Raw genomic sequence first — 23,992 nt, 5'->3', positions numbered from 1 at the left:
CGGAACGTTATGACGAGATCTCGAACCGGTTGAGCGGGCCGGGCAGCCGCGAGCCGAGCGGCGCCATCGCCCCGTCCGCCCCGTGCCGGGCGAGCAGGTCGAGGGCGAGGCGCCCGCGCCGCACCCGCTCCTTGGCGGTGGCCAGCGTCAGTTCGCGCAGGTGGTGGCCGTACGGGTAGATTCCGGGCGCCTTGGCGAGGCCGAACTTCAGATACAGCGGGGCGCCGCGCCGGATCAGCTCGGCGATCTCGTACATGCGCACATAGCCGCCCAGGTCGTCGGGGGCCTCGATGTACAGGTCCATCGGCGCGGCCGAAACCCGCCGTATTTCGGACAGATGATCCGGCGTCAGATCGCTGGGCACGTTGATGGAGTCGGCGCCGAGCCGCTCGTAGACCGCGTACGAGGCCGGGTTGACCGGGCCGACGAGCGCGGAGAGCTTGAGCGTGGTGTCGGCGGGCACGAGACCGGCCGCCCGCGCCCGGTGCAGCGTCCACAGCACGCCCTCGTCGGCGACCAGCAGGCACTTCACGCCCAGGTCCGTGGCCCGGACGGCGTCCTCGACGCAGCCGGCGACCGCGTCGTGGCCGCGCGCCCTGAGTCCCGCCCCGCCCGAGTCGGTGCGGGTGGAGCCGCCGATGTCCCAGGTGCCGCGCGGGCCGGTGAACAGGCAGAGCTCGATGTCGCGTTCGGCGGTGGCCTCGACCATCTCCGTGATCTCGGCGTCGGTCAGCATCCACACACCGCTGCCCTGGCTGATCCGGTGGATCGGCACGTCCAGCCGCGAGGACTCCTTCAGCACCACCGCCAGCGCCTCCGGCCCCTCGCAGGAAGGGATCTCGGTGCGCCAGCGGCCACCGTCCGGGAAGGAGTGCGGCGAGGCGTCGGCGGGATCGGAGGCGGGCGCGGCCAGCCCGAGAGCGGTGAGCGCCGGCTCACCTGGCCTGCGTACGGAGGCCGGGGCGGAAGCGTCGGTCACAAGCTGTCCTTAGTGTTCGATATGTCGGACGAAGTTCGCGGCTCAGGGCGCGAGCGGGGCGGTCCGGTGGGTGTACGCCGGTACGGAGGCCGTCAGGTCGCCCCCGCACCGGCGTACGGCTCAGGAGCCGGAGCCGGGGGACGCGGTCATGGCCTCAGCAGCACCTTGCCGACCTTCGGATCACCGGACCCCACCAGCTCGATGGCCTCCGGGAACCCGTCGAGCGGCAGTTCGTGTGTCACCAGCGGCAGCGGATCGAGCAGGCCGGCCGCGAAGACCCGCACCGTGTGCGCCCAGGCGTCCGGCGGCGCGCCGAAGACCGTCTGCACCTCCAGTTGCCGCACCACCAGGTCGGTCGGGTCGAGGCCGTCGGCGCCCGGCGCCGGGATGCCGGTCAGCACCAGCCGCCCGCCCCTGCGCAGCAGCGCGGCGGCCGTGCGGGCGGCGTCCGCCGACCCGGCGGTCTCGATCACGAGGTCGAAGTCGTCCGGGAGCGGGCGGTCCCTGGTGCGGAAGTCGCTCGCGCCGAACCGCCGTGACAGTGCCTCCCGGTCGCCGCGCGTGCCGACGACCAGCAGCTCGGCGGGGGAGGCGGCGCGCAGGAACTGCACGGCGAACATGCCGAGCGTGCCGGTGCCGACGACGGCGACCCGCTCGCCGGGCCGGGCGCCGGCCTTCAGCGCGGCGGCGGCGACGCAGGCCGCGGGCTCCAGCAGCGCGGCGGCGGTGAGGTCGGCGTCGTCGGGCAGTACGTGCAGCAGCCGCGCGGGCAGGGTCAGCGTGGGCGCCATCGCGCCCGGCCGGGTGAACCCCGTCTCCTCGTACCCCGCCGTGCACAGCGTCGTCTCGCCCGCGTGACAGCGGTCGCACACCTGGCAGTTGCGGAACCCCTCGCCCACCACCTTCCGGCCGGCCAGCGACGCGGGCACCCCGGCGCCGGTCCGCTCCACGGTCCCGGACCACTCGTGGCCGGGGATGAGCGGGTAACGCACGTACCCCTCGGGCCGGTTGCCCTGGTAGACCTCGCGGTCGCTGCCGCAGATCCCGACGGCGTGCACTCGCACCAGCGCCTCGCCGGGGCCGGGTTCGGCGGGCTCGTGCGGCACCAGCCGGTGCGCTCCCGGCGCCTCGACGACGACCGCCACCGCGCCGCTCATCCCTGCGTCCCCTTGGGCTTGCGCTGCTCCCAGCCCTCGGCCCACAGGTCGAACCGGGCCTGCTGCTGGGGGAACTCGGCCGCCGCGTCGGTGTCCAGCTCGACGCCGAGGCCGGGCGCGTCGGACAGGTGGAAGCACCCGTCCTCCGGGTCCACCTGCGGGGCGCCCTTCACCACCTTCTTGATCTCCGCGTCCGCGAAGTCGTTGAAGTGCTCCAGGATCTTGAAGTTCGGTGAGGTGAAGCCGACCTGGAGGGAGGCGGCGGTGAGGACGGAGCCGCCGACGTTGTGCGGGGCGACGAGCGTGTAGTGCGTCTCGGCGGTGGCGGCCAGCTTCCGGGTCTCCCAGATGCCGCCGATGTGGCCGACGTCGGGCTGGATGACGTCCACCGACTGGTCCTCGAACAGCTCGCGGAACTCGATCCGGTCGTGGATGCGCTCACCGGTGGCGACGGGGATGTCCACCTTCTCGGCGACCTTCCGCAGCGCCTTGAGGTTCTCCGGCGGGACCGGCTCCTCCAGCCAGGCCGGCTTGAACGGCGCGAGTTCGCGGGCGAGCCGGACGGCGGTGGAGGGCGAGAACCGGCCGTGCATCTCCAGCATCAGCTCGGCGTCGGGTCCGATGGCGTCCCGCACGGCCTCGATCAGCGACACGGCGTAGTTCGTCTGCTGCTGGTCCAGTTCGAAGTGCCCGGTGCCGAACGGGTCGATCTTCAGCGCCCGGTACCCGCGCTCCATGACCCCCTGCGCGGCCTTGTGGTACGCCTCCGGCGTCCGCTCGGTCGTGTACCACCCGTTGGCGTACGCCTTGACCTTGTCGGTCACCTTGCCGCCCAGCAACTGCCAGACGGGGACCCCGAGAGCCTTGCCCTTGATGTCCCAGCAGGCCATCTCGACGACGGCGATGCCGGACATCACGATCTCGCCGGCGCGACCGTAGTCGCCGTACTTCATGCGGCGCACCAAGTCCTCGACGGCGAACGGGTCGGAGCCGAGGATGTGGTTGGCCTCGGCCTCCCGCAGGTAGCCGACGAGTGCGTCGGTGTGCCCCAGCATCCGGGTCTCGCCGACGCCGGTGACGCCTTCGTCGGTGTGCACCTGGACGTAGGTCAGGTTCCGCCACGGCGTCCCGACCACGTGTGTGCTGATTCCGGTGATGCGCACGGCGGCTGCCCCTCGCTCTGTTCGATATTTCGTCACTCGTTCGAAATGCTGGCGTGACAGTAAGGACGGGGGGGTCGGAGTGTCAATGGGTCGCACACATAACGGTTTCGGCAGTTTCGACAGGTCCGGCGGCGAGGTCCGGACCATTCCCCACACAACCTTCACAGCCGCCTCTAGGAACACGGCCGCCCCGGAACTTAACCTTCCCGCGTCATGGACTACTGCCACCCGTGCCGACGGCACCTCAACGGCGCCCTCGCCTGCCCCGGGTGCGGTACGCCCGTCGAACAACTCCGCGCCGCCGAGCCGCCCCTGACGGCGACCGGGGCGCTCCCCTCGCCGCCCCGGCCCACCGATGACGCGGACGCGGCCGACGAGGCCCCGGACGACGCCTCGCCCGGCGCCCGCTCCAGCCGCCGCGACCGCAAGGCCGCCGCGCACCGCCGGCGTCGCCGCCGGACCCTGTTCGTCACCGCGGGCTTCGTCCTGGCGGCCGGCGGACTGAGCCTCGCCGAACTCGGCACGGACGCCCCGCACTCACCACCCCGCCCGGCCGCCGCCGGGGGAGAGTCACCGGACGGCGAGGCGACCAAGGAGGCGGGGGAGGGCTCGGCACTCCCGGCCGACGCGATCTCGGACCGGGCCACCGCCTCGGGCACCCCGTCCCCCGACGCCTCCACCTCGGCATCGGCGTCCCCGTCGAAGTCCCCCGACGCGGACGCCTCCGGCACACCCCCGGAATCCGGCACCCCCACCGCGTCCCGCCCCCCGGCCCAGGCCGGCACCCCGACCCGCGACCAGGACCCGGCCCCGTCGTCCCCCCAGCCCGACGACCCATCCGCGACCACCACCCCCACACCACCGGACGAGCCGACCCCGACCCCCACGGAGACGTGCGACCGCTTCCTGTGGTGGTGCACGTAGGCCCCCTCCCGAGCGGGCATGCGGCGGCGCCGGTTCAGTCCTGGAGCATCCTCCGCAACGCGTCCCGCAGTGCCACCCGCTCCCCCTCCGACAGCCCCGCCAGCGGCTCCCGCGCGAACCGCAGGGAGTCCCGCAGCCCCCGTGCCACCCGTCGGCCCTCCTCCGTCGCCGCCGCGACCTTCACGCGCCGGTCGGCGGGGTCGGGGCGCCGCTCGACCAGGCCCCGCGCCTCCAGCCGGTCCACGATCCCGGTGACGTTCGACGGCTCGCACTTCAGTTTCTGCGCCAGCTTCCGCATCGGCAGCGGCTCCAGTGACAGCAGGCTGAGCAGCTTGGCCTGCGCCCCGGTCAGCGCACGCTCGGCGGCCGCCTCCTCGTAGTCGGCGTGGAAGCGGGCCACGACCTCTCCGATCAGCTCGACGACTTCGAGGGTGAGTGCGTCGGGTCGGCGCGTGGTGTCGCGTGGTGTGGCCATGCGATCCAGGGTACCCATTTGTTTGACAAGGTGAAATGTTCAGCCGCATGGTTGTTTCATAGCCTGAAGCATTTCGGCCAACGACGAAAGGCGCCCCCATGACCGACTCCCCCTCCCTCCCCGCCGTCAACCGCGAATGGCACCTGGTCACCCGCCCGGTCGGCTGGCCCAAGCCCGAGGACTTCGCGCTGGTGGAGACCGACGTCCCCACCCCGGGTGAGGGCCAGGTCCTGGTGCGCAACCTGTACGTCTCCGTCGACCCCTACATGCGCGGCCGGATGAGCGCCGCCAAGTCCTACGCGGCCCCCTACGAGCTGGGCAAGGCCATGCAGGGCGGCGCGGTCGGCGAGGTCGTCGCCTCCAACGCCGAGGGCTTCGCCGTCGGCGACCACGTCCTGCACTTCCTCGGCTGGCGGGAGTACGCCGCCGTGAACGCGAAGAGCGCCGTCAAGGTCGACCCGGACGCCGCGCCCCTGTCGACGTACCTCGGCGTACTCGGCATGACCGGCCTCACCGCCTACGCCGGCCTGCTGCGCACCGCCGCCTTCAAGGAGGGCGACACGGTCTTCGTCTCCGGCGCGGCCGGTGCCGTCGGCAGCCAGGTGGGGCAGCTCGCGAAGCTCAAGGGCGCCGCCCGGGTCATCGGCTCGGCCGGCTCGGACGAGAAGGTCCGGCTGCTCGTCGACGAGTACGGCTTCGACGCGGCGTTCAACTACAAGGACGCCCCGGTCGGCGAGCAGCTGCGCGCCGCCGCCCCCGACGGCATCGACGTCTACTTCGACAACGTCGGCGGCGACCACCTGGAGGCGGCCATCGGCTCCCTCAACCTGAACGGCCGCATCGCCATCTGCGGCGCGATCTCCGTCTACAACAACACCGAGCCCGCCCCCGGCCCGAAGAACCTCGCCCGCCTGATCCAGACCCGCGGCCGCATCGAGGGCTTCCTGGTCGGCGACCACTACGACCTCCAGCCGAAGTTCGTCGAGGAGGTCGGCCCCTGGGTGGCCTCCGGCGCCCTGAAGTACCGCGAGACGGTCGTCGAGGGCATCGAGAACAACCTGGAGGCGTTCCTCGGCGTCCTGCGCGGCGACAACACCGGGAAGATGATCGTCAAGCTCTGACTTCACGACTCTTCCGGCATGCGGTAGCGTCATTCCGAAATCCGTCGTGGTCGTGGGCGCGAGTCACGGCGGACCGAGGAGGAAGACACCGCATGCCCATCCAGCAGTCCGAGGTCCTCTACACCGCCGTCGCCACCGCCGAGAACGGCCGCGACGGACGGGTGGCCACCGATGACGGCAAGCTCGACCTGGTCGTGAACCCGCCCAAGGAGATGGGTGGCAACGGCGCCGGCACCAACCCCGAGCAGCTGTTCGCCGCCGGGTACAGCGCCTGCTTCCAGGGCGCGCTCGGCGTCGTCGCCCGCCAGGAGGGCGCCGACATCTCCGGTTCGACCGTCACCGCCAAGGTCGGCATCGGCAAGAACGACGACGGGTTCGGCATCATCGTCGAGATCTCCGCCGAGATCCCGGCGGTGGACGCCGCCACCGCGCGGTCCCTGGTGGAGAAGGCCCACCAGGTGTGCCCCTACTCGAAGGCGACGCGCGGCAACATCACCGTGACGCTCGTCTGACCGGGGACGGCCCCGGGTACGCGGCGGCGGGAGCGGCGCTCAGCAGGCCGACGCCGCCGCGTGCACCGCCGCCACCAGCCGCTGGTTCTCCGGCGCCGCCCCGCCCGGACAGGCGGAACGGCGCCGGGTGTACCCGTAGGCCAGGCCGCCCGACGGGTCCGCGAAGCCCTGGCTGCCGCCCGCACCGCCGTGCCCGATCGTCCCGGCGCCCAGGAACGGGTGCCAGAGGTCCGCCGTCGCCTCGAAGCCGATGCCGTACGACCCGTGCGTCCGGGTCACCAGGTCGTAGCCCACCGAGTGGAACTGGCCGAACTCCGCCAGCGTGTCCGGCTTCAGCAGCGGCGCCCTCCCCTCCACCTCCCCGATCGCCGCCGCGTACAGCCCCGCGAGACCGCGCGCCGAGGCCACCCCGCCCACGGACGCGGGGCCCCCGGCACGGACCGCGGGCTCGTTGGGCAGGGTCTCCAGGCAGGTGCGGTGCGCCGCGTTCCGGTTGAACGCGATCGCCGCGAGGGAACGCGGACCGTCCGGGCACGCGGCCCCGGCCCGCTGCACCGGCGTGAGGACCATCGGCCGCGCGGCGCGGAAGCGGTGGTCGAGCCCCGCCGGCAGACCCAGGTGGAAGTCCAGGTGGTGCGGGGCGCGGACCCGGTCCTCGTAGACCTCCTGCAGCGTGTGGCCCGTGGCCCGGCGCACCACCTCGCCCGCGAGCGCCCCGAGCACCAGCGCGTGGGATCCGAAGGCCGTGCCGGGCCGCCAGTACGGACGCTGGTCCGCGAGGCGCTCCGCGATCACCCGGTCGTCGGCCAGTTCGGCGGTGCTGAACCCGGTGTCCGTGCCGATCACCCCCGCCCGGTGCGCCAGCAGGTCCCGCAGGGTCAGTGAACCCTTGCCCTCGGCCGCGAACTCCGGCCAGTAGTAGGTCACCCTGCGGTCCAGCTCCAGCGTGCCCTCCTGGACCAGCAGGGCGGCCACCAGGTGCGCGGCGCCCAGGGTGGCGGTGTGCACCCCGTACAGCGAACCCGCCCCCGCTCCGTCGCCGGTCCACAGGTCGACGACCCGGCGCCCGTGCACGTACACGCACAACTGGCTCTCGTGGTCCGCCGGTTCTCCGGTCACGACGGCCGTGAACTCCTCACGCACCCGTTCGAAGCCGTCGGCGACGGTGCCGTGGATCTCCTGCGTCATCCGCTTCTCCTCACCCACTCGCCGGGCCCGCCCGCGGCCCGCCACCGGTCGGTACGTCCACCGGACTTCCACCGATCGGTACGGCGGGACGAGCGGGTTCGACTCAATCGGGGCGCGGCGGTGGCGGCGCCGACCGGTAGAGTTCCGCCCATGCGCGATCTTGGGGCGGGATTCGGCCATCTCCTGAAGGGCCAGCGCTGGGTGGCCCGGCACGGCAAGAGCTACGGCTTCGGGCTCGTCCCGGGCCTGATCACACTGGTCCTGTACGCGGCCGCGCTGGTCGCGCTCGCGCTGTGGGGCACGGACTTCGTCGCCTGGACGACCCCCTTCGCCGACGACTGGTCGAGCCCCTGGCTCGGGCTCTTCCGCGGCTTCCTGACCGTCGTCCTGTTCGCCCTCGCCCTGCTGCTGGCCGTCCTCACCTTCACCGCGGTCACCCTGTTGATCGGGCAGCCCTTCTACGAGGCCCTGTCCGAGCGCGTCGACCGCGACGTCTCCCCGGACGGCACCGCCCCCGAGTCCGACCTGCCGCTCTGGCGCGAGGTGTGGCTCTCCGGCCGCGACAGCCTGCGGATCCTCGTCCGCGCCGCCCTCTGGGGCGTGCTGCTCTTCGCCCTCGGCTTCATCCCGTTCGTCGGGCAGACGGTGGTCCCGGTGGTCGGCCTCTTCGTGACCGGCTTCTTCCTCACCGAGGAGCTGACCTCCGTCGCCCTCCAGCGTCGCGGGATCGAGCTGCGCGAACGCCTCGCCCTGCTGCGCTCGCGCAAGACGCTGGTCTGGGGCTTCGGCACCCCGCTGGCCGTGTCCTTCCTGGTGCCCTTCGTCGCCGTGTTCCTGATGCCGGGCGCGGTCGCCGGCGCCACGCTCCTCGCCCGCGAACTGCTGGGCGAGGAGATCCGCGACGGCCGCGACGACCGCTCCGGCGGCGGCCCGGCCGACCCGGCGGTCAGCCCCGGTCCGGCTCCGGCGCACTGACCGCCACGGCCACGATCGCCCGTACCTGCGCCACGATGTCCAGCCGGTTGCGTACGAACTCGGGATCGGTGACCGTCCCCGTCGCCGGATCGGTGTTACCGGCCCCGAACTGGAGCACCGGCGTATGGACGTGCCCGCCCGGCAGCGTGCCGCGCAGCCCGAGCCGGTCCCGCAGCAGCGTCGCCCGGTAGGCGATCTCGTTGGACAGGTAGTTCCCGCCGCCGCCCTCCCGGGCCGTGGAACCCGGCGTGGGACCGTCCGGCCGTACGACGGCCTGGGTGGAGCCCGCCGGGATCTCGGTCACGCTCGTGTTGTCGTACACCGGGAAGCGGCCGGTCTCCGCCGCCGTGATCGCCGCGTACGGCAGCGTGGTCGTCGTCCACTGCGGCTGCGAGGCCGGGTCGGCGACGGGCACCGTCTCCGTGCGGGACACGTTCTCGTTGTCGGGGAAGCCGCCCCGCCAGGCCCCGTTGGTCCGCTCCACGTCGAACTTCCCGACCCGGCCCTGGCTCACCGTGGTGAACAGGTCCACCCCCGGCAGATACGGCCGCAGCGTCCGTTCCACGGTCCCCTCCGCGAAGTCCCGCCAGCGCACCGGGAACACGGCCGTCTCCACTCGCGCGGGCCCGTCCGGGGTGTCGATCACCGTGCCGTCCAGGGCGAGCGCGGCGGCGCCGGACGGGTTGGAGATGCGGATGTCGCGGTCCAGGGTGAAGGGGTCGAAGCCGGTGAGCAGGACGCGCTTCGCGCCCTTGCCCCGGTCGCCGTCGTGCCGCTGCGGCAGGCGGATGTCGGACTGCCCGCGCGAGGTGCGCTCCAACGCGTCGAGCAGCGCGTCCCGCTGCCGCTCACCGAGCCCGAACCGGGGCTCCCAGGTACGCAGTTCACGGGTCATCGAGAGCCGCGCCCAGTACAGCGGCCGGTCGTCGTCGCGGCTGATGGCCCCGTGCGACGGGCCGCGCCCCTGCGCCCGGTCCACGGCCCGCCGCCACAGCGCGGAGCCCTCCCGCTCGACCAGGCGCCGGGCCTCGCGGTAGGAGTCCGCCCGCCCGAGCCCGCGCGCGAACGCCGGTGCCACGGCGTCGAATCCGGAGCCGCGCAGGATCTCCCGGGGCACGTCCCCGTCGAGCCGCCGCTCCTCGACCGTGGGAGCGGGGGAGGCGGCGGTGACCCCCGGAGGTGCCGCCATGGCCGCCCCCGGGGCCGCGAGCCCCGCCACCAGGGCCAGTCCGAGTACGCCGATCCGAACACGTAGGGCAGTCAAGGGAGTCCAGGTCCTTCCGTCGCCGTGGGGTGCGCTGCGGACGGCCGAAGTATCGCGTGACGGGAGGGACTCGCGCTACGGCACGGTGGCCGTCGGCGTGCGGTCCCGGTTCGAACGCGGCCCGGCGAGGAAGGATCCGGACGTTCACGGAGTCGACGAGGAGGTCTCCGCGGTGGCGGACGCACAGGACGATCGGGACGTACGGCGCACAGAGGGAGCCATGGACACGGCCCGCGAGGGCGTGGTCGAGGCGGCGCTCGCCGCACTCGGCCTGGACGCGAAGACCCGGCTCCTGTCCGGGCAGGACATGTGGAGCCTGCCCGCACTGCCCGAGATCGGCCTGAGATCCCTCGTGATGTCCGACGGCCCGGTCGGCGTGCGCGGCGTCCGCTGGACCGCCGACGACCCGTCCGTCGCCCTGCCCTCGCCGACCGCGCTCGCCGCCTCCTGGGACCCCGGCCTCGCCCACCGGGCCGGCGTGCTCCTCGCCCAGGAGGCCCGCCGCAAGGGCGTCCACGTGCTGCTCGCCCCCACCGTCAACCTGCACCGCTCACCGCTCGGCGGCCGGCACTTCGAGGCGTACAGCGAGGACCCGTACCTGACCGGGCGGATCGGCACCGGCTACGTCACCGGCGTGCAGTCCGGCGGCGTCGGCACCACCGTCAAGCACTTCGTCGCCAACGACGCCGAGACCGACCGCTTCACCGTGAACAACCTGGTCTCCGAACGCGCCCTGCACGAGCTGTACCTGGCCCCCTTCGAGGCCATCGTCGCGGACGCCCGCCCCTGGGGCGTCATGACCGCCTACAACTCGGTCAACGGCCTGACGATGACCGAGCACCACCACCTGGTCCAGGAGGTGCTGCGCGGCGCGTGGGGCTTCGACGGCTTCAACGTCTCCGACTGGCAGGCCGCCCGCTCCACCACCGGCGCCCTGAGGGGCGGCCTCGACGTGGCCATGCCGGGCCCGAGGACCGTCTACGGGCCGGCGCTCGCGCGGGCGGTGCGCGACGGCGAGGTGACGGAGGCCGAGGTCGACGCGGCGGTGCGCAACGTGCTGCGGCTCGCCGCCCGCGTCGGGGCCCTCGACGGCGCCGAACCGGCCGTCACCGACCCGCCCGCCGCCGTCGACGGCAGGGCCCTCGCCCGCGAGATCGCCCGCCGCTCGTTCGTCCTGGTCCGCAACGAGCCCGTCGGCGGCACGGGCCCCGCACTGCCCCTGCGGCCCGGCACCGTCGCCCTGTCCGGAGCCGCCGCCCGCGACGCCCGCGTCCTCGGCGGCGGCTCCGCGACCGTCTTCCCCGCCCACGTCGTCTCCCCGCTCGACGGCCTCACCGCGGCCCTCCCCGACGGGGGCCTGAGCTACTCCGTCGGCGCCGACCCGAACACCGAACTCGCCCCCGCGGGCCGGGGCTTCGCGCTGCGCGCCGTCTGCCGGGACGCAGACGGCGAGGTCACCGGCACCGGATCGGCCCCGAGCGGGCACATTCAGTGGATGGGGTCCGACCTCCCCGAGGGCGTCACCCACGACCGGCTGCACACCGTCGAGCTGACCGGCACCTTCACCCCGGACGAGACCGGCCCGCACACCTTCGGCATCAAGGGCCTGGGCCACTTCACCCTCACCGTCGACGGCACCACGTACTACGACGACGTCCAGCGCCCCGCCAAGGACGACCCGTTCCTGTCCTTCTTCGGCGCCCCCGAACCCCGCGCCGAGGTCCGGCTCACCGCGGGCACACCCGTCGAGGTGTCCCTCCGGTACGTCGTCGACCTCCCCGACGGCGACCGGATGAAAGTCGTCACCTTCGCCCTCGCGCACGCCGGGCCCCGCCGGGACCCGGACGAGCTGATCGCCGAGGCGGCCCGCGCCGCGGCCACCGCCGAGACCGCCGTGGTCGTCGTCGCCACCACCGAGCGGGTCGAGTCCGAGGGCTTCGACCGCACCGACCTGCGGCTCCCCGGCCGCCAGGACGACCTGGTCCGCGCGGTCGCCGCCGCCAACCCGCACACGGTCGTCGTCGTCAACTCCGGCTCCCCGGTGGAACTGCCCTGGCGCGAGGACGTCGCCGCCGTGCTGCTCGGCTGGTTCCCCGGCCAGGAGGGCGGCGCGGCCCTCGCGGACGTCCTGACCGGCGCCCACGAGCCCGGCGGCCGGCTGCCCACCACCTGGGGCGACCTCGCCGACGCCCCGGTCACCCGGGTCACCCCGGCCGACGGCGAACTCCCCTACGAGGAGGACCTGTTCATCGGCTACCGCGCCTGGGACCGGGCCGCCCGCACCCCGGCGTACCCCTTCGGCCACGGCCTCGGCTACACCGAGTGGACCTACGAGTCGGCCCACGTCGACGGCACCACCGTCACGGTCCGCCTGCGCAACACCGGCGACCGCCCCGGCCGCGAGGTCGTCCAGGTCTACCTCGCCCCCGTCGAACCCGACCCCGCCCGCCCCGCACGCGTCCTCGCCGGATTCGCCCGGGCGGAGGCCGGGCCCGGCGAGCCGGCCGAGGTCAGCGTCGACCTGCCGCGCCGCGCCTTCGAGGTCTGGGACGAGGCGACCGGCTCGTGGGCGTTTGTGAAGGGTTCGTACGAACTCGGCATCGGACGCTCGATCGCCGACCGCCGGATCACATCGGCGATTACCGTCTGAACCGGGACGCCCGCGAGGGCCTTCCCCCGCGAACAGCCCCGGCCCGGGACCTGACGGCCGGGCCGGGGCTCGCCGGACCCACTCGGCCCGCTACCGCGCCGAGAACCCGTACACCGTCCGCGAGCGGAACACCTTGCCCGGCCGCAGCACCGTGCCCGGGAAGTCCGGCCGGTTCGGGGAGTCCGGGAAGTGCTGCGTCTCCAGGGCGATGCCGTCACCGGGCGCGTGCGGCTCGCCCAGCTGGTCGGCGGTGTACACCTGGAGACCCGGCTCGGTCGTCGCCACCGTCAGCACCCGCCCCGACGCCGGGTCGTACAGCTCCGCGACCTCCTCGGCGGCCTCCGTCACACCCTTGTCCAGGCAGAAGTTGTGGTCGTAGCCCGAACCGACCTTGCGCGCCCGCCGGAAGTCGAACCGCGTGCCCGTCACGTCCGCCGGTTCGCCCACCGGGATCAGACCCGCGTCGACCGGCGTCATCCGGGAGGCCGCCAGCCACAGCTCGTGGCCGCCCGCGTGCCCGGAGCCGCCGAGGTTGAAGTAGCTGTGGTTGGTCGGATTCAGCACCGTCGGCGCGTCGGTGACCGCCTCGTAGTCGATCCGCAGCGCCCCCGGCTCGTCCAGCGTGTACGTCACCGAGATCGCCACCCGGCCCGGGTAGCCCTCCTCGCCGTCCGGGCTGACCAGGCTCAGCCGGATGCCGTGCCCGTCGTCCCCGGCCGGCTCCACGTCCCACACCCGCTTGTCGAAGCCCCGCTCACCGCCGTGCAGCGAGTTCGGCCCGTTGTTCCGCGCCAGTGTGTAAGACCGCCCGTCCAGCGGGAAACGGCCGCCCGCGATCCGGTTGGCGTACCGGCCGACGAGCGCGCCGAAGTACGGCTCCGGATGGCGCACATAGCCGTCCAGGTCCGCGAACCCCAGCACCACGCCCGCGGTGTTCCCGTCCCGGTCCGGGACCTCCACCGACTGGACGATCCCGCCGTACGACAGCACCCGGACCCGTACGCCGGCCCGCTCCAGGGTCCAGCGGTGTACCGGCGTGCCGTCGGAAAGTGTGCCGAAGAGTTCGTTCATGTGCGAACTCTAGGACACGCCCAGGTCAGGGCCGCTCAGCGGTGACCGCCCGGTACGCGATCTCGGCCAGCCTGGCCTGGCCGTCCACGCTGGGGTGGAACCAGTCCCAGTGGCTCAGCTGGTCCGTGCCGAAGTGGTACGCGTGCACCGCGCCGCTGTCGGTGCGGCAGCGCCGGTCCTTCGCGCAGACCTCCCGCAGCACCTCGTTGTAGTCCGTCACCCGGTCCCGCACGGTGTTCCGCCGCAGGGTCGCCGCCGAGTCGAGGGAGTCCGCGTCGGCCAGCATCGACGGGCACAGGCCCAGCTTCCACACCTGCTTGCCCAGCGGGTTGGTGCGCCCCTGGGACCACAGCCGCTTCAGGTCCGGGATGCTCGCCACGTACACCTGCGCCTTCGGCAGCTCGCGGCGCAGGGTGCCCATGGCCTCCTCGAACTGGTCCCGGAAGTCGGCCACCGGGGTCATCGCCGAGGTCGTCGCCCGGCAGGCGTCGTTGGCCCCCACCATCACCGCGACCAGCTCGGGCTTGCGCGCCGCCGCCCGGGTCACCTGCCCGGTCAGGTCGGCCATCCGGGACCCGGTGACCGCGTAGTTCCAGCTCCGCCCGGCCGCCTCCGCCTTCCCCAGCAGCCGTACGGCCAGACTGTCGACCTCGGCGCTGGAGCCGGTCGCCCAGGACACGTCGGGGCAGTCCGACAGCACCGAGCAGGCGTCGAAGCCGCGCGTGATGGAGTCGCCCACCGCGGCGACCGAGTCCGGGCTGCGGTCCCAGACCGGGGTGGGCTTCGGACGCTTCGACGCGCTGCCGGACGGGGCGGGGGAGTCACCGCCCACGGCGTCGCAGCCCGCCACGCCCAGCACGGCGGCGGTCAGGACGGCGAGCGCGGCACGCGTCCGGCGCCGGCCGCGGCGCGCCGGCCGTACCTCCACCTGGTCCGTCCCCTGGCCCATACGCGTCCCACCCCTCGCCTCGTGCCTCCAGTGTCCTCAACCCATGACACCCCGCCGGGGGTTCCCGGGGCGGTGATGCGACGCCTCACACCCGTACAAGCGTCCTGCCGGGTGAATGGCGCGGCTTCGTCGGCACCGGGACCGACGGTACGTCACACTCCATGCCCCGTCGCACGGTAGCCTCGCCCTGAACGTGACCCGCCCGGTCACGGCCGTCCGCCCGTTCCGAGATGTCCCGCTCAGCCCGGAGGTTCCGGTGACGACACGTGGAGTCCTGTACGTGCACTCCGCGCCGCGCGCGCTCTGCCCGCACGTCGAGTGGGCCGTCGCCGGGGTGCTCGGCACGCGCGTCGGCCTGGACTGGATCCGGCAGCCCGCGGCGCCCGGCACCTGGCGCTCCGAGTTCTCCTGGCAGGGCCAGGCGGGCACCGCCTCCAAGCTCGCCTCCGCGCTGCGCGGCTGGCAGCTGCTGCGCTTCGAGGTCACCGCGGAACCGTCCGCGGGCGCCGAGGGCGAGCGCTACAGCTGCACCCCCGACCTCGGCATCTTCCACGCCGTCACCGGCATCCACGGCGACATCCTGATCCCCGAGGACCGGCTGCGCGCCGCGCTGGTCCGCTCCCAGCGCGGCGAGACCGACCTGGAGTCCGACATCGCGAGACTCCTCGGCAAGCCCTGGGACGACGAACTGGAGACCTTCCGCCACGCGGGCGAAGGCGCCCCGGTCCGCTGGCTGCACCAGGTCGTGTAGAGAGACGCGCCCCGCAAGGGGCGCGAGGAACTGCGCGACCAGCCACGACGCACCGCCGCACTGGGCAAACCACCGCACCACGAACGGCGATGGCCCGAACCCCCACCGGGGCTCGGGCCATCAGATCGCTCAGCGACGCCGATCAGACCGAACGGAACGCCAGGACGACGTTGTGCCCGCCGAACCCGAACGAGTCGTTCAGCGCGGCGATCCGGCCCTCGACGGGCAGCTTGCGGGCCTCGCCGCGCACGATGTCCGCGTTGGCCTCGGCCTCGGGGTCGAGGTTCTCGACGTTGATGGTCGGCGGCGCGACCCGGTGGTACAGGGCGAGCACCGTCGCGACGGACTCCACGCCGCCCGCGCCACCGAGGAGGTGACCGGTCATCGACTTGGTGCCGGAGACCGCCATGTGGTCCACGTCGTCGCCGAGGACCTTGCGCAGCGCCTTCAGCTCGGCGATGTCACCGGCCGGCGTCGAGGTGGCGTGCGCGTTGACGTGCACGATCTCCGCCGGGTTCAGGTCGGTGCGGTCCAGCAGGTTCTGGAGGGCGTTGGAGATGCCCCGGCCCTCGGGCTCCGGCTGCACGATGTCGTGGGCGTCGGCGGAGATGCCCTGCCCGACGGCCTCCGCGTAGACGCGGGCACCGCGCGCGGCGGCGTGCTCGGCGGACTCCAGGACGAGGACGCCGGCGCCCTCACCGAGGACGAAGCCGTCGCGGCCCGTGTCGAAGGGGCGCGAGGCGCCCTGCGGGTCGTCGTTGTTCTTGGACATCGCCATCATGTTGCCGAACGCGGCGATGGGCAGCGGGTGGATCGCCGCCTCCGTGCCGCCCGCGACGACGACGTCCGCCCGGCCGGTGCGGATCATCTCGATGGCGTAGCCGATGGCCTCGGCGCCCGACGCGCAGGCGGAGACCGGCGTGTGCACGCCCGCGCGGGCGCCCACGGCCAGACCCACGTTGGCCGACGGGCCGTTCGGCATCAGCATGGGGACGGTGTGCGGGGAGACGCGGCGGACGCCCTTCTCCTTGAGCACGTCGTACTGGTCGAGCAGGGTCGTCACGCCGCCGATGCCGGAGGCGATGACCGCACCGAGCCGGTCGGGGTCGACATGGGCCCCGCTCTCGGCGTCCGGCGCGCTCTCGCCGGCCTTGCCGGTGTAGCCGGCGTCCTTCCAGGCCTCCTGGGCCGCGATCAGCGCGAACTGCGCCGAACGGTCCAGACGGCGGGCCTGCGGCCGCGGGATGACCTCGGAGGGTTCCACGGCGACCGGCGCGGCGATACGGACCGCCTGGTCGGCGGCCCACTCCTGCTCCAGGGGCTTGACGCCGGACCTGCCGGCGACCAGACCCTCCCAGGTCGAGGCTGCGTCGCCACCCAGCGGTGTGGTTGCGCCGATACCGGTGACGACCACGGTGCGATTGGTCGAGCTCACGGGAATTCTTTCTCCAACGGGATACGGATTCGTACGGCGCCACCGCCGGGTGGCGGGGCAGTCTGCCCGGATACTCGGGACATGCCCGAGTATCGGCGGGTCAGGCCTGGTGGTCGAGGATGTACTTGGTCGCGTCGCCGACCGTCTTGAGGTTCTTGACGTCCTCGTCCGGGATCTTGACGTCGAAGCGCTCTTCGGCGGCGACGACGACCTCGACCATGGACAGCGAGTCGACGTCCAGGTCGTCGGTGAAGGACTTGTCCAGCTGGACGTCCTCAACCGGGATGCCGGCGATCTCGTTCACGATCTCCGCGAGACCGGCGACGATCTCTTCCTGAGTGGCGGCCATGGTGGCGCTCCTTCTTTGGTTTCCAGAGGGTGTGGCGGCCCGCCGCGTCGCGGCGAGTGTTGCTGCTCTCCGTTCCGGACCGCGTGATCCGGCACGGAGTGCCTAGGGGAGGGTAACGACCGTGGCGGCGTACACGAGACCCGCCCCGAAGCCGATGACGAGCGCGGTGTCGCCGCTCTTGGCCTCGCCGGTCGCCAGGAGCCGCTCCATCGCGAGCGGGATCGAGGCGGCCGAGGTGTTGCCGGTGGTGCGGATGTCACGGGCGACCGTGACGTGCTCCGGCAGCTTCAGTGTCTTCACCATCGAGTCGATGATCCGCACGTTGGCCTGGTGCGGGATGAAGACGTCGAGGTCGTCCGGGCTGATCCCGGCCGCGTCCAGCGCCTGCTGCGCGACCTTCGCCATCTCGAACACGGCCCAGCGGAACACCGCCTGGCCCTCCTGCGTGATCGCAGGAAACTTGACGTTGCCCTCGGAGTCGAGGGGCAGCTCGGAGACGTCGCCGATCCGGAAGCGGTCCCACGGGATCGTCTGCTTGATGGTCTCGGACTTGTCGCCCTCCGAGCCCCAGACCGTCGGGCCGATCTCCGGCTCCTGCGACGGGCCGACCACGACCGCGCCGGCCCCGTCGCCGAACAGGAAGGCCGTGGCCCGGTCCTCCAGGTCGGTCAGGTCGGAGAGCCGCTCCACGCCGATGACCAGGACGTACTCCGCCGAACCCTCGACGACCATGCCCTTGGCGAGGGTCAGTCCGTAGCCGAAGCCCGCGCAGCCCGCCGAGATGTCGAAGGCGGCGGCCTTGTCCGTGCCGAGCCGGTCGGCGATCTCGGTGGCGACGGCCGGGGTCTGGCTGAAGTGCGAGACGGTCGAGACGACCACGGCGCCGATCTGGTCGGCGGAGATCCCGGCGGCCGCGATGGCCTTGCCGGACGCCTCGATCGACATCGCCGCGACGGTCTCCTCGGGGGAGGCCCAGTGCCGCGTCTCGATGCCGGAGCGCGAGCGGATCCACTCGTCGGACGAGTCGATCGTCTCGAGGATCACCTCGTTCGGCACCACCCGGGTCGGACGGTAGCCGCCGACCCCGAGGATGCGCGCGTACGGGGCGCCCTTGCTGGGCTTGATCTTCGACATGCTGTCGCGCTCCTTGTCAGGCCTGCTGGGCGTGCTCGGCGACGAGCTCGCGGGCCGCGTCGAGGTCGGCGGGGGTCTTCAGGGCCAGCGTCTTCACGCCCGGCAGCGCGCGCTTGGCGAGACCGGTCAGCGTGCCGCCCGGGCACACCTCGACGATCGCGGTGACGCCCAGCTTGCCGAACGTCTCCATGCACAGGTCCCAGCGGACCGGGTTGGCGACCTGCCCGACCAGGCGGTCCAGCACCTCGGCGCCGGTGGCGACGGCCTGCCCGTCCTTGTTGGACACGTAGGTCACCTTCGGGTCGGCCGGCGTGAGCGCCGACGCGGCCTCGGCGAGCTTGTCCACCGCGGGCGCCATGTGGCGCGTGTGGAAGGCGCCGGCCACCTTCAGCGGGACGACCTTGCGCACACCCTCGGGCTTGTCCTCGTTCAGCGCGGCCAGCTGCTCCATGGTGCCGGCCGCCACGATCTGACCGGCGCCGTTCACGTTCGCCGGGGTCAGGCCGAGCTTCTCCAGGTGCGCGACGCTCACCTCCGGGTCGCCGCCGAGCAGCGCCGACATGCCGGTCTCGGTGACCGCGGCGGCCTCGGCCATGGCCAGGCCCCGGCGGCGTACGAGGGTCAGCGCGGCGGTGTCGTCGAGCACACCCGCGAAGGCGGCGGCGGTGATCTCGCCGACACTGTGGCCCGCGACGGCGCCGGGGGCGCCCGCCGCGTCAGCGGCAGATGTATACGTACCGAGTGCCGCGGCGGACAGCAGGCCGGCGGCGACCAGCAGCGGCTGGGCGACGGCCGTGTCCCGGATCTCGTCCGCGTCGGCCTTGGTGCCGTAGTGGGCGAGATCGAGTCCAATGGCGTCGGACCACGCGGCGACGCGGTCGGCGGCGCCGGGGAGGGCGAGCCAGTCAGTCAGGAAGCCGGGCGTCTGGGCGCCCTGGCCGGGAGCGACGAGTACGAGCACTCTCACACTCTCTCTTGAGGACGGCCGGGACCGCCCGTGGGGACAAGGACGAAGAACAGCGGGGGGTTTTGTGGACCCCTCACAAAAGCTTAGAGTTGCGGATCTCCATCGGCCAGACGCCCCAGGATGAGCGCGATCCGCAGTGTGAACGCAGACCGTACATCAGAGGGTGACCATCCGGTGACGTCAGTCACACGTCGGAGCCGGTAGCGCACGGTGTTCGGGTGAACGAAGAGCATCCGGGCAGCGCCCTCCAGGCTGCTCGCCTGCTCCAGATAGACGCTGAGCGTCTCCAGCAGCGCGGCCCCGGCCTCCTCCAGCGGTCTGTAGATCTCCTCCACCAACTGCTCACGGGCCGCAGGGTCGGAGGCGATCGCGCGCTCCGGCAGCAGATCGTCCGCCAGCACCGGGCGCGGGGCGTCCTGCCAGGCGGTGCAGGCCTTGAGCCCGGCGGCGGCGGCCTGCGCGGACCGCGTCGCGGCCAGCAGGTCCGGCACCACGGGACCGGCCACGACCGCCCCCTGGGCGAACGGCCCGATCAGCGACTTGGCCACCGCCAGCGGGTCGTCGCGGCCCCCGGCGATCACCACCAGCCGGTCCCCGAGCACCCCGGTCAGCACCTGGAGCTTGGCGTGCCGGGCCGCGCGCCGGATGGCCTCGACGGTCAGCTCGGAGTCGCCGTCCGGCGCGGTGCCGAGCACGACACAGACGTGGTCGGGCGAGTTCCAGCCGAGGGCGGCGGCCCGGGACACCGCCCCCTCGTCGGCCTCCCCGCTGAGCACGGCGTTGACCACCAGCGACTCGAGACGCGCGTCCCAGGCACCGCGTGCCTCGGCGGCCTGCGCGTACACCTGGGCGGTCGCGAAGGCGATCTCCCGGGCGTAGACCAGCAGCGCCTCGCGCAGCACCGACTCGTCGCCGGGCGCGGCGACCTCGTCGATGGCGGACTCCATCACCTCGATGGTCGTCCGCACCATCTCCACGGTCTGCCGCAGTGTGATCGCGCGGGTCAGCTCGCGCGGCGCGGTGCCGAACACGTCGGTGGAGATGGCCTGGGGCGCGTCCGGCCGTCGGAACCACTCGGTGAAGGCGGCGATGCCGGCCTGGGCGACCAGCCCGATCCAGGAACGGTTCTCCGGTGGCATCGCCCGGTACCACGGCAGTGTCTCGTCCATGCGCGCGATGGCCTGCGCGGCGAGTGATCCGGCGGACTGCTCCAGCCGCTTCAGCGTCGCGGTGTGCGAATGGACGGCGTGCGCCGCGGGCTCGGGCTTGCTGGTTTCGGGTTCGGGCACGGGACAAGACTGCCTTATCAGGACGGGAGCACGCGCCGCCGGGTCTACCGTGGACGTCGTGACGGACGTACGGCGCGCCGACGAGCGCTATCCCGGGGGTGACGAGGCGGCGGGCATCGCCTCCCGCCACGCCTTCTCCTTCGGCCCCCACTACGACCCCGGCAACCTCCGCTTCGGCGCGCTGATCGCCTGCAACGAGGAGCGCCTGGCGCCCGGCGCCGGCTTCGACGAGCACCCGCACAGTCACACGGAGATCGTCACGTGGGTGGTCGAGGGCGAGCTGACCCACCGGGACTCCGCGGGCCACGAGACGGTCGTCCGCGCCGGGGACGTGCAGCGCCTCAGCTCCGCGGGCGGCGTCCGCCACGTCGAACGCAACGACGCCGCGGTCCCCCTGACCTTCGTCCAGATGTGGCTGGCCCCCCGCGACCCCGGCGGCGACCCCGCCTACGAGATCGTCCGCGGCATCGCCGACTCCACCCCGTACGCGGTCCCCGAGGCCGCCGCCATGCTCCATGTACGCCGCCTGGGGGCGGGGGAGCGGACGGCGGTGCCGGACGGGGCGTACGTGTACGTCCACGTGGTGCGGGGCGAGGTGACGCTGGGCGGGCAGGAGCTGGGGCCGGGGGACGCGGCGCGGATCACGGACGCCGAGGGGGTGGACGCGGTGGCGGTGACGGCGGCCGAGCTGCTCCTGTGGGAGATGGCTTAGACCTCGGCGAGCACCGCGTCCGTGAAGGGCGGCCACGCCTCGGCCGCCCAGGGGCCGAAGGCGCGGTCGGCCAGGGCGACGCAGGCGAGGCCGGCGTCCGGGTCGATCCACAGGAAGGTGCCCGACTGGCCGAAGTGGCCGAAGGTGCGTGGGGAGGACGAGGCGCCCGTCCAGTGGGGGGACTTCCCGTCCCGGATCTCGAAGCCGAGGCCCCAGTCGTTGGGGTTCTGGTGGCCGTAGCCCGGCAGCACGCCCTTCGTGCCCGGGTACTGCACCGTCATCGCCTCGGCGACCGTGCGCGGGTCGAGGAGCCGCGGTGCCTGCACCTCGGCGGCGAAGCGCAGCAGGTCCTCGACGGTGGAGACGCCGTCCTTCGCCGGGGAGCCGTCCAGGGCCGTGGACGTCATGCCCAGCGGCTCAAGGACCGCCTGCCGCGCGTACTCGGCGAACGGCATGTCCGCCGCCTTCGCGATGTGGTCGCCGAGCTGCTCGAAGCCGGCGTTGGAGTAGAGCCGGCGCTCGCCGGGCGGGGCGGTCACCCGGTGCTCGTCGAAGGCCAGCCCCGAGGTGTGGGCGAGCAGGTGCCGGACGGTCGACCCGGCCGGGCCCGCGGCCTCGTCCAGCTCGATCGCGCCCTCCTCGTACGCCACCAGCGCCGCGTAGGCCGCGAGCGGCTTGGTGACCGAGGCGAGGGGGAAGCGGTGCGCGACCGGGCCGTGGGTGCCCAGGGTCGTGCCGTCGGCCCGGACGACGCCCGCCGCGGCGGTGGGGACCGGCCAGTTCTCGATCAACGCGAGGCTCTTCAAGGACATGCCACCGAGCCTAAGCGGCTCAGAGGTACAGCCTCATCGAGGGGGTGGTGTCCCGGGTGAAGCCCATCGACGCGTACAGCGGCTCGGCGTCCTCGGACGCGGTGAGCATGACGTGGCCCGCGCCCCGCGCGCGGAACCACTCCAGCAGCTCGTCCATGCACGCGCGCGCGTAGCCGCGGCGCCGGGCGTCCGGGTCGGTCGCGACGCTGAACACGTAACCGATCAGTCCGCCGGGCGGCCGGTCCGGCCCGCCGATCCGGTACTCCAGGGTCCCCACCACCAGCGCCGCCAGCGCGCCGGGCCGGTCCGGGTGGTCGACGACGAACGCCGCGAACTCCCCGTCCGGGTCCGCCAGCCGGGACCGCAGGGCGGGCAGGGAACCGGCCTGCCAGTCGGTGGGCGACGCGGAGTGCATCGAGTCGATCATCACTTGGCGCAGACGGAGCACTTCCTCCGCGTCCTCGGCGGCGGCACGGCGTACGGGACTCATGCCCGCACGCTAGTGATCCGCCCGCCGCGTGTCCCGCGGTTTTCCTCCCCCCTTCCGAAAGCGCCGCTTGCCTGGAGTGCACTCCAAGGTCATAGCGTGGCGTGCATGACGGTGATGCAGAACACGGCCGGGACACTCGCGCCGAACGCCACCAGAACAGACATCTGCTCCGCTCCGCCCCCGCGCCACCCGCGCCCCGACGGAGAGGACCGCTACACCATCAGCGAGGTCGTCGCCTTCACCGGGCTGACGGCGCACACCCTGCGCTGGTACGAGCGGATCGGTCTGATGTCCCACATCGACCGCTCGCACACCGGCCAGCGCCGCTACAGCAACCGCGACCTGGACTGGCTCGACTTCGTCGGCAAGCTGCGCATGACCGGCATGCCGGTCGCCGACATGGTCAGGTACGCGGAGCTGGTGCGCGAGGGCGAGAGCACCTACCTGGACCGGCGGGAACTCCTCGAGTCGACGCGCCGCGACGTACTGACGCGGATCACCGAACTCCAGGACACCCTCGCCGTGCTCGACCGGAAGATCAGCTTCTACGGGGACGCCGGACGTTCCCGTGAAGGGGAGAGGACCCGATGACGGACAGCAGGATCCCCACGACGCGGCTCGGCGACGACGGCCCGGAGGTGGGCGTCCAGGGCCTCGGCTGCATGGGCATGAGCTTCGGATACGGCCCGTCGGACGCCGACGCGTCGCGGGCCACCCTGGAGCGGGCGCTGGAGCTGGGCGTCACGCTGTACGACACGGCCGACGCGTACGGTGCCGGCGACAACGAGCGTTTCCTGGCGCCGTTCTTCGCGGCGCACCGCGACGAGGTCGTGATCGCGACCAAGTTCGCCCTGTCGATCCCGCCGGACGACCCGACGAAGCGGATCATCCGCAACGACCCGCCGTACGTCCGCCGGTCGGTCGAGGCGAGCCTGGACCGTCTGGGCGTCGACGTGATCGACCTCTACTACATGCACCGGCGCGACGTGAACGTGCCGATCGAGGAGACCGTCGCCGTCATGGCCGACCTGGTCCGCGAGGGCAAGGTCAAGCACCTGGGCCTCAGCGAGGTGACGGGCGACGAGCTGCGGGCCGCACAGGCGGTGCATCCGATCGCCGCCGTGCAGTCGGAGTGGTCGCTGTTCAGCCGCGACATCGAGGCGGGCGTGGTCCCGGCCGCCCGCGAACTGGGCGTGGCCCTCGTCCCGTACTCGCCGCTCGGCCGGGGCTTCCTCACGGGCTCCTTCGCCAACGCCGACCATGACCTCACCGCCGACGACTTCCGCCGCCGGCAGCCCCGCTTCACCGGCGACAACGCGGAGGCCAACGCGGCCCTCCTCGACCCGGTCCGCACCATCGCCGAGGCCCACGACGCCACCCTCGGCCAGATCGCCCTGGCCTGGGCCCAGCAGCGGGCCCAGGTGCACGGCCTGCCGGTGATCCCGATCCCGGGCACCCGGAAGCCGACGCGGGTGGAGGAGAACGCGGCGGCGACGAGGGTCGTCCTGACCCAGGACGAGCTGTCGTCCCTGGAGCCGATCGCGGAGAAGGTGTCGGGCGACCGCTACGCGGACATGACGTTCACGTCGGCGGGTCGCGAGTAGGGCGTCCACGGCCCCCACCCG

At 73.1% G+C, this 23,992-nt stretch carries 24 protein-coding genes; 9 read left to right on the top strand and 15 right to left on the bottom strand.

Translation table 11 applies throughout. The features are described 5' to 3' along the window. Positions 1-7 precede the first annotated feature (7 nt). The 3 genes from OIE75_RS11435 to OIE75_RS11425 all read right to left on the bottom strand — a co-directional run bounded on the left by OIE75_RS11435 (position 8) and on the right by OIE75_RS11425 (position 3,299). Positions 8-979 carry a hypothetical protein gene (locus OIE75_RS11435; protein WP_329470638.1) on the bottom strand — a complete coding sequence of 324 codons (972 nt, stop codon included), beginning with the start codon at positions 977-979 and terminating at the stop codon, positions 8-10. A 146-nt stretch (positions 980-1,125) separates the two neighbouring features. Then, the gene (locus tag OIE75_RS11430; RefSeq protein WP_329470636.1) at positions 1,126-2,136 is read right to left on the bottom strand and encodes a zinc-dependent alcohol dehydrogenase; all 1,011 of its coding nucleotides are present in this window, start codon (positions 2,134-2,136) and stop codon (positions 1,126-1,128) included. Then, positions 2,133-3,299: a mandelate racemase/muconate lactonizing enzyme family protein gene (locus tag OIE75_RS11425; protein WP_125495250.1), complete on the bottom strand. Its 1,167-nt coding sequence runs from the start codon at positions 3,297-3,299 to the stop codon at positions 2,133-2,135. The genes OIE75_RS11430 and OIE75_RS11425 overlap by 4 nt, the downstream gene beginning before the upstream one ends. A gap of 213 nt (positions 3,300-3,512) precedes the next feature. Here OIE75_RS11425 and OIE75_RS11420 point away from each other — a divergent pair, with 213 nt between their 5' ends. After that, positions 3,513-4,223 (top strand): SCO2400 family protein, encoded by a 711-nt coding sequence (locus OIE75_RS11420; protein ID WP_329470634.1) that lies wholly within the window; start codon positions 3,513-3,515, stop codon positions 4,221-4,223. A 34-nt stretch (positions 4,224-4,257) separates the two neighbouring features. Here the strand turns inward: OIE75_RS11420 and OIE75_RS11415 are convergent, their stop codons facing one another. After that, positions 4,258-4,698 carry a MarR family winged helix-turn-helix transcriptional regulator gene (locus OIE75_RS11415; protein WP_064731734.1) on the bottom strand — a complete coding sequence of 147 codons (441 nt, stop codon included), beginning with the start codon at positions 4,696-4,698 and terminating at the stop codon, positions 4,258-4,260. A gap of 98 nt (positions 4,699-4,796) precedes the next feature. On the opposite strand from OIE75_RS11415, the gene OIE75_RS11410 reads away from it, so the two are divergent. Further along, entirely contained in the window at positions 4,797-5,819 is a 1,023-nt protein-coding gene (locus tag OIE75_RS11410; protein WP_329470633.1) for an NADP-dependent oxidoreductase, read from the top strand. A 92-nt stretch (positions 5,820-5,911) separates the two neighbouring features. Then, positions 5,912-6,331: an organic hydroperoxide resistance protein gene (locus OIE75_RS11405; RefSeq protein ID WP_122620306.1), complete on the top strand. Its 420-nt coding sequence runs from the start codon at positions 5,912-5,914 to the stop codon at positions 6,329-6,331. A 39-nt stretch (positions 6,332-6,370) separates the two neighbouring features. On the opposite strand, the gene OIE75_RS11400 is transcribed toward OIE75_RS11405, so the two are convergent. After that, positions 6,371-7,519, bottom strand: a complete 1,149-nt coding sequence (locus tag OIE75_RS11400; RefSeq protein ID WP_329470631.1) for a serine hydrolase domain-containing protein — start codon at positions 7,517-7,519, stop codon at positions 6,371-6,373. A 150-nt stretch (positions 7,520-7,669) separates the two neighbouring features. Between OIE75_RS11400 and OIE75_RS11395 the strand changes: the two genes are divergently transcribed. Then, positions 7,670-8,494, top strand: coding sequence for an EI24 domain-containing protein (locus tag OIE75_RS11395; protein ID WP_329470629.1), 825 nt, complete (start codon positions 7,670-7,672; stop codon positions 8,492-8,494). On the opposite strand, the gene OIE75_RS11390 is transcribed toward OIE75_RS11395, so the two are convergent. Continuing rightward, a complete protein-coding gene (locus tag OIE75_RS11390) occupies positions 8,466-9,758 on the bottom strand; it encodes a pyroglutamyl peptidase (protein ID WP_329470627.1) in 1,293 nt (430 codons plus the stop codon). The genes OIE75_RS11395 and OIE75_RS11390 overlap by 29 nt on opposite strands. Positions 9,759-9,978: 220 nt before the next feature. Here OIE75_RS11390 and OIE75_RS11385 point away from each other — a divergent pair, with 220 nt between their 5' ends. Then, complete coding sequence (locus OIE75_RS11385) at positions 9,979-12,408, top strand: beta-glucosidase (protein WP_329473967.1); 2,430 nt, start codon at positions 9,979-9,981, stop codon at positions 12,406-12,408. Positions 12,409-12,498: 90 nt separating this feature from the next. Here OIE75_RS11385 and OIE75_RS11380 read toward each other — a convergent pair whose 3' ends face one another. Further along, positions 12,499-13,479: an aldose epimerase family protein gene (locus OIE75_RS11380; RefSeq protein WP_329470625.1), complete on the bottom strand. Its 981-nt coding sequence runs from the start codon at positions 13,477-13,479 to the stop codon at positions 12,499-12,501. Between the two features lie 25 nt (positions 13,480-13,504). Continuing rightward, positions 13,505-14,428: an SGNH/GDSL hydrolase family protein gene (locus tag OIE75_RS11375; RefSeq protein WP_307011791.1), complete on the bottom strand. Its 924-nt coding sequence runs from the start codon at positions 14,426-14,428 to the stop codon at positions 13,505-13,507. A 256-nt stretch (positions 14,429-14,684) separates the two neighbouring features. On the opposite strand from OIE75_RS11375, the gene OIE75_RS11370 reads away from it, so the two are divergent. Next, the gene (locus OIE75_RS11370; RefSeq protein ID WP_122620312.1) at positions 14,685-15,179 is read left to right on the top strand and encodes a DUF3145 domain-containing protein; all 495 of its coding nucleotides are present in this window, start codon (positions 14,685-14,687) and stop codon (positions 15,177-15,179) included. A 142-nt stretch (positions 15,180-15,321) separates the two neighbouring features. Here the strand turns inward: OIE75_RS11370 and OIE75_RS11365 are convergent, their stop codons facing one another. From OIE75_RS11365 to fasR, 5 genes are all read right to left on the bottom strand, one after another. Beyond that, positions 15,322-16,614, bottom strand: coding sequence for a beta-ketoacyl-[acyl-carrier-protein] synthase family protein (locus OIE75_RS11365; RefSeq protein WP_307011789.1), 1,293 nt, complete (start codon positions 16,612-16,614; stop codon positions 15,322-15,324). 100 nt (positions 16,615-16,714) lie between these two features. After that, on the bottom strand, positions 16,715-16,963 hold the full coding sequence (locus OIE75_RS11360) for an acyl carrier protein (RefSeq protein WP_052842858.1): 249 nt from the start codon (positions 16,961-16,963) through the stop codon (positions 16,715-16,717). Between the two features lie 102 nt (positions 16,964-17,065). After that, positions 17,066-18,097, bottom strand: a complete 1,032-nt coding sequence (locus tag OIE75_RS11355) for a ketoacyl-ACP synthase III (RefSeq protein WP_307011786.1) — start codon at positions 18,095-18,097, stop codon at positions 17,066-17,068. Positions 18,098-18,113: 16 nt separating this feature from the next. Beyond that, positions 18,114-19,058, bottom strand: coding sequence for an ACP S-malonyltransferase (locus OIE75_RS11350; RefSeq protein ID WP_307011784.1), 945 nt, complete (start codon positions 19,056-19,058; stop codon positions 18,114-18,116). A gap of 89 nt (positions 19,059-19,147) precedes the next feature. Beyond that, the gene (fasR, locus tag OIE75_RS11345; RefSeq protein WP_125493410.1) at positions 19,148-20,353 is read right to left on the bottom strand and encodes a fatty acid biosynthesis transcriptional regulator FasR; all 1,206 of its coding nucleotides are present in this window, start codon (positions 20,351-20,353) and stop codon (positions 19,148-19,150) included. Positions 20,354-20,411: 58 nt separating this feature from the next. Here fasR and OIE75_RS11340 point away from each other — a divergent pair, with 58 nt between their 5' ends. After that, entirely contained in the window at positions 20,412-21,065 is a 654-nt protein-coding gene (locus OIE75_RS11340) for a pirin family protein (protein WP_329470622.1), read from the top strand. Here the strand turns inward: OIE75_RS11340 and OIE75_RS11335 are convergent. Then, positions 21,062-21,877, bottom strand: coding sequence for a serine hydrolase domain-containing protein (locus tag OIE75_RS11335; RefSeq protein WP_122620317.1), 816 nt, complete (start codon positions 21,875-21,877; stop codon positions 21,062-21,064). The genes OIE75_RS11340 and OIE75_RS11335 overlap by 4 nt on opposite strands. Before the next feature lie 19 nt (positions 21,878-21,896). Continuing rightward, on the bottom strand, positions 21,897-22,367 hold the full coding sequence (locus OIE75_RS11330; protein ID WP_307011779.1) for a GNAT family N-acetyltransferase: 471 nt from the start codon (positions 22,365-22,367) through the stop codon (positions 21,897-21,899). A 105-nt stretch (positions 22,368-22,472) separates the two neighbouring features. Between OIE75_RS11330 and OIE75_RS11325 the strand changes: the two genes are divergently transcribed. Both OIE75_RS11325 and OIE75_RS11320 read left to right on the top strand, forming a co-directional pair. Beyond that, on the top strand, positions 22,473-22,958 hold the full coding sequence (locus tag OIE75_RS11325) for a MerR family transcriptional regulator (RefSeq protein ID WP_307011778.1): 486 nt from the start codon (positions 22,473-22,475) through the stop codon (positions 22,956-22,958). Next, positions 22,955-23,971 carry an aldo/keto reductase gene (locus OIE75_RS11320; protein WP_329470620.1) on the top strand — a complete coding sequence of 339 codons (1,017 nt, stop codon included), beginning with the start codon at positions 22,955-22,957 and terminating at the stop codon, positions 23,969-23,971. Before OIE75_RS11325 ends, OIE75_RS11320 begins: the two co-directional genes overlap by 4 nt. The last annotated feature ends 21 nt before the right edge of the window (positions 23,972-23,992 follow it).

It is taken from the genome of Streptomyces sp. NBC_01723, assembly GCF_036246005.1.
Taxonomy (GTDB): Bacteria; Actinomycetota; Actinomycetes; order Streptomycetales; family Streptomycetaceae; genus Streptomyces.
The sequence above is the reverse complement of the archived record's forward strand: the minus strand, read 5'-3'. Positions and strand labels throughout refer to the sequence as shown.

Bases quoted from the DNA above. Each gene is read 5' to 3' on its own strand.
- OIE75_RS11430 (WP_329470636.1), bottom strand. From the start codon at position 2,136: ATGAGCGGCGCGGTGGCGGTCGTCGTCGAGGCGCCGGGAGCGCACCGG.
- OIE75_RS11420 (WP_329470634.1), top strand. From the start codon at position 3,513: ATGGACTACTGCCACCCGTGCCGACGGCACCTCAACGGCGCCCTCGCC.
- OIE75_RS11415 (WP_064731734.1), bottom strand. From the start codon at position 4,698: ATGGCCACACCACGCGACACCACGCGCCGACCCGACGCACTCACCCTC.
- OIE75_RS11410 (WP_329470633.1), top strand. From the start codon at position 4,797: ATGACCGACTCCCCCTCCCTCCCCGCCGTCAACCGCGAATGGCACCTG.
- OIE75_RS11405 (WP_122620306.1), top strand. From the start codon at position 5,912: ATGCCCATCCAGCAGTCCGAGGTCCTCTACACCGCCGTCGCCACCGCC.
- OIE75_RS11400 (WP_329470631.1), bottom strand. From the start codon at position 7,519: ATGACGCAGGAGATCCACGGCACCGTCGCCGACGGCTTCGAACGGGTG.
- OIE75_RS11395 (WP_329470629.1), top strand. From the start codon at position 7,670: ATGCGCGATCTTGGGGCGGGATTCGGCCATCTCCTGAAGGGCCAGCGC.
- OIE75_RS11385 (WP_329473967.1), top strand. From the start codon at position 9,979: ATGGACACGGCCCGCGAGGGCGTGGTCGAGGCGGCGCTCGCCGCACTC.
- OIE75_RS11380 (WP_329470625.1), bottom strand. From the start codon at position 13,479: ATGAACGAACTCTTCGGCACACTTTCCGACGGCACGCCGGTACACCGC.
- OIE75_RS11375 (WP_307011791.1), bottom strand. From the start codon at position 14,428: ATGGGCCAGGGGACGGACCAGGTGGAGGTACGGCCGGCGCGCCGCGGC.
- OIE75_RS11360 (WP_052842858.1), bottom strand. From the start codon at position 16,963: ATGGCCGCCACTCAGGAAGAGATCGTCGCCGGTCTCGCGGAGATCGTG.
- OIE75_RS11355 (WP_307011786.1), bottom strand. From the start codon at position 18,097: ATGTCGAAGATCAAGCCCAGCAAGGGCGCCCCGTACGCGCGCATCCTC.
- OIE75_RS11335 (WP_122620317.1), bottom strand. From the start codon at position 21,877: ATGTCCTTGAAGAGCCTCGCGTTGATCGAGAACTGGCCGGTCCCCACC.
- OIE75_RS11330 (WP_307011779.1), bottom strand. From the start codon at position 22,367: ATGAGTCCCGTACGCCGTGCCGCCGCCGAGGACGCGGAGGAAGTGCTC.
- OIE75_RS11325 (WP_307011778.1), top strand. From the start codon at position 22,473: ATGACGGTGATGCAGAACACGGCCGGGACACTCGCGCCGAACGCCACC.
- OIE75_RS11320 (WP_329470620.1), top strand. From the start codon at position 22,955: ATGACGGACAGCAGGATCCCCACGACGCGGCTCGGCGACGACGGCCCG.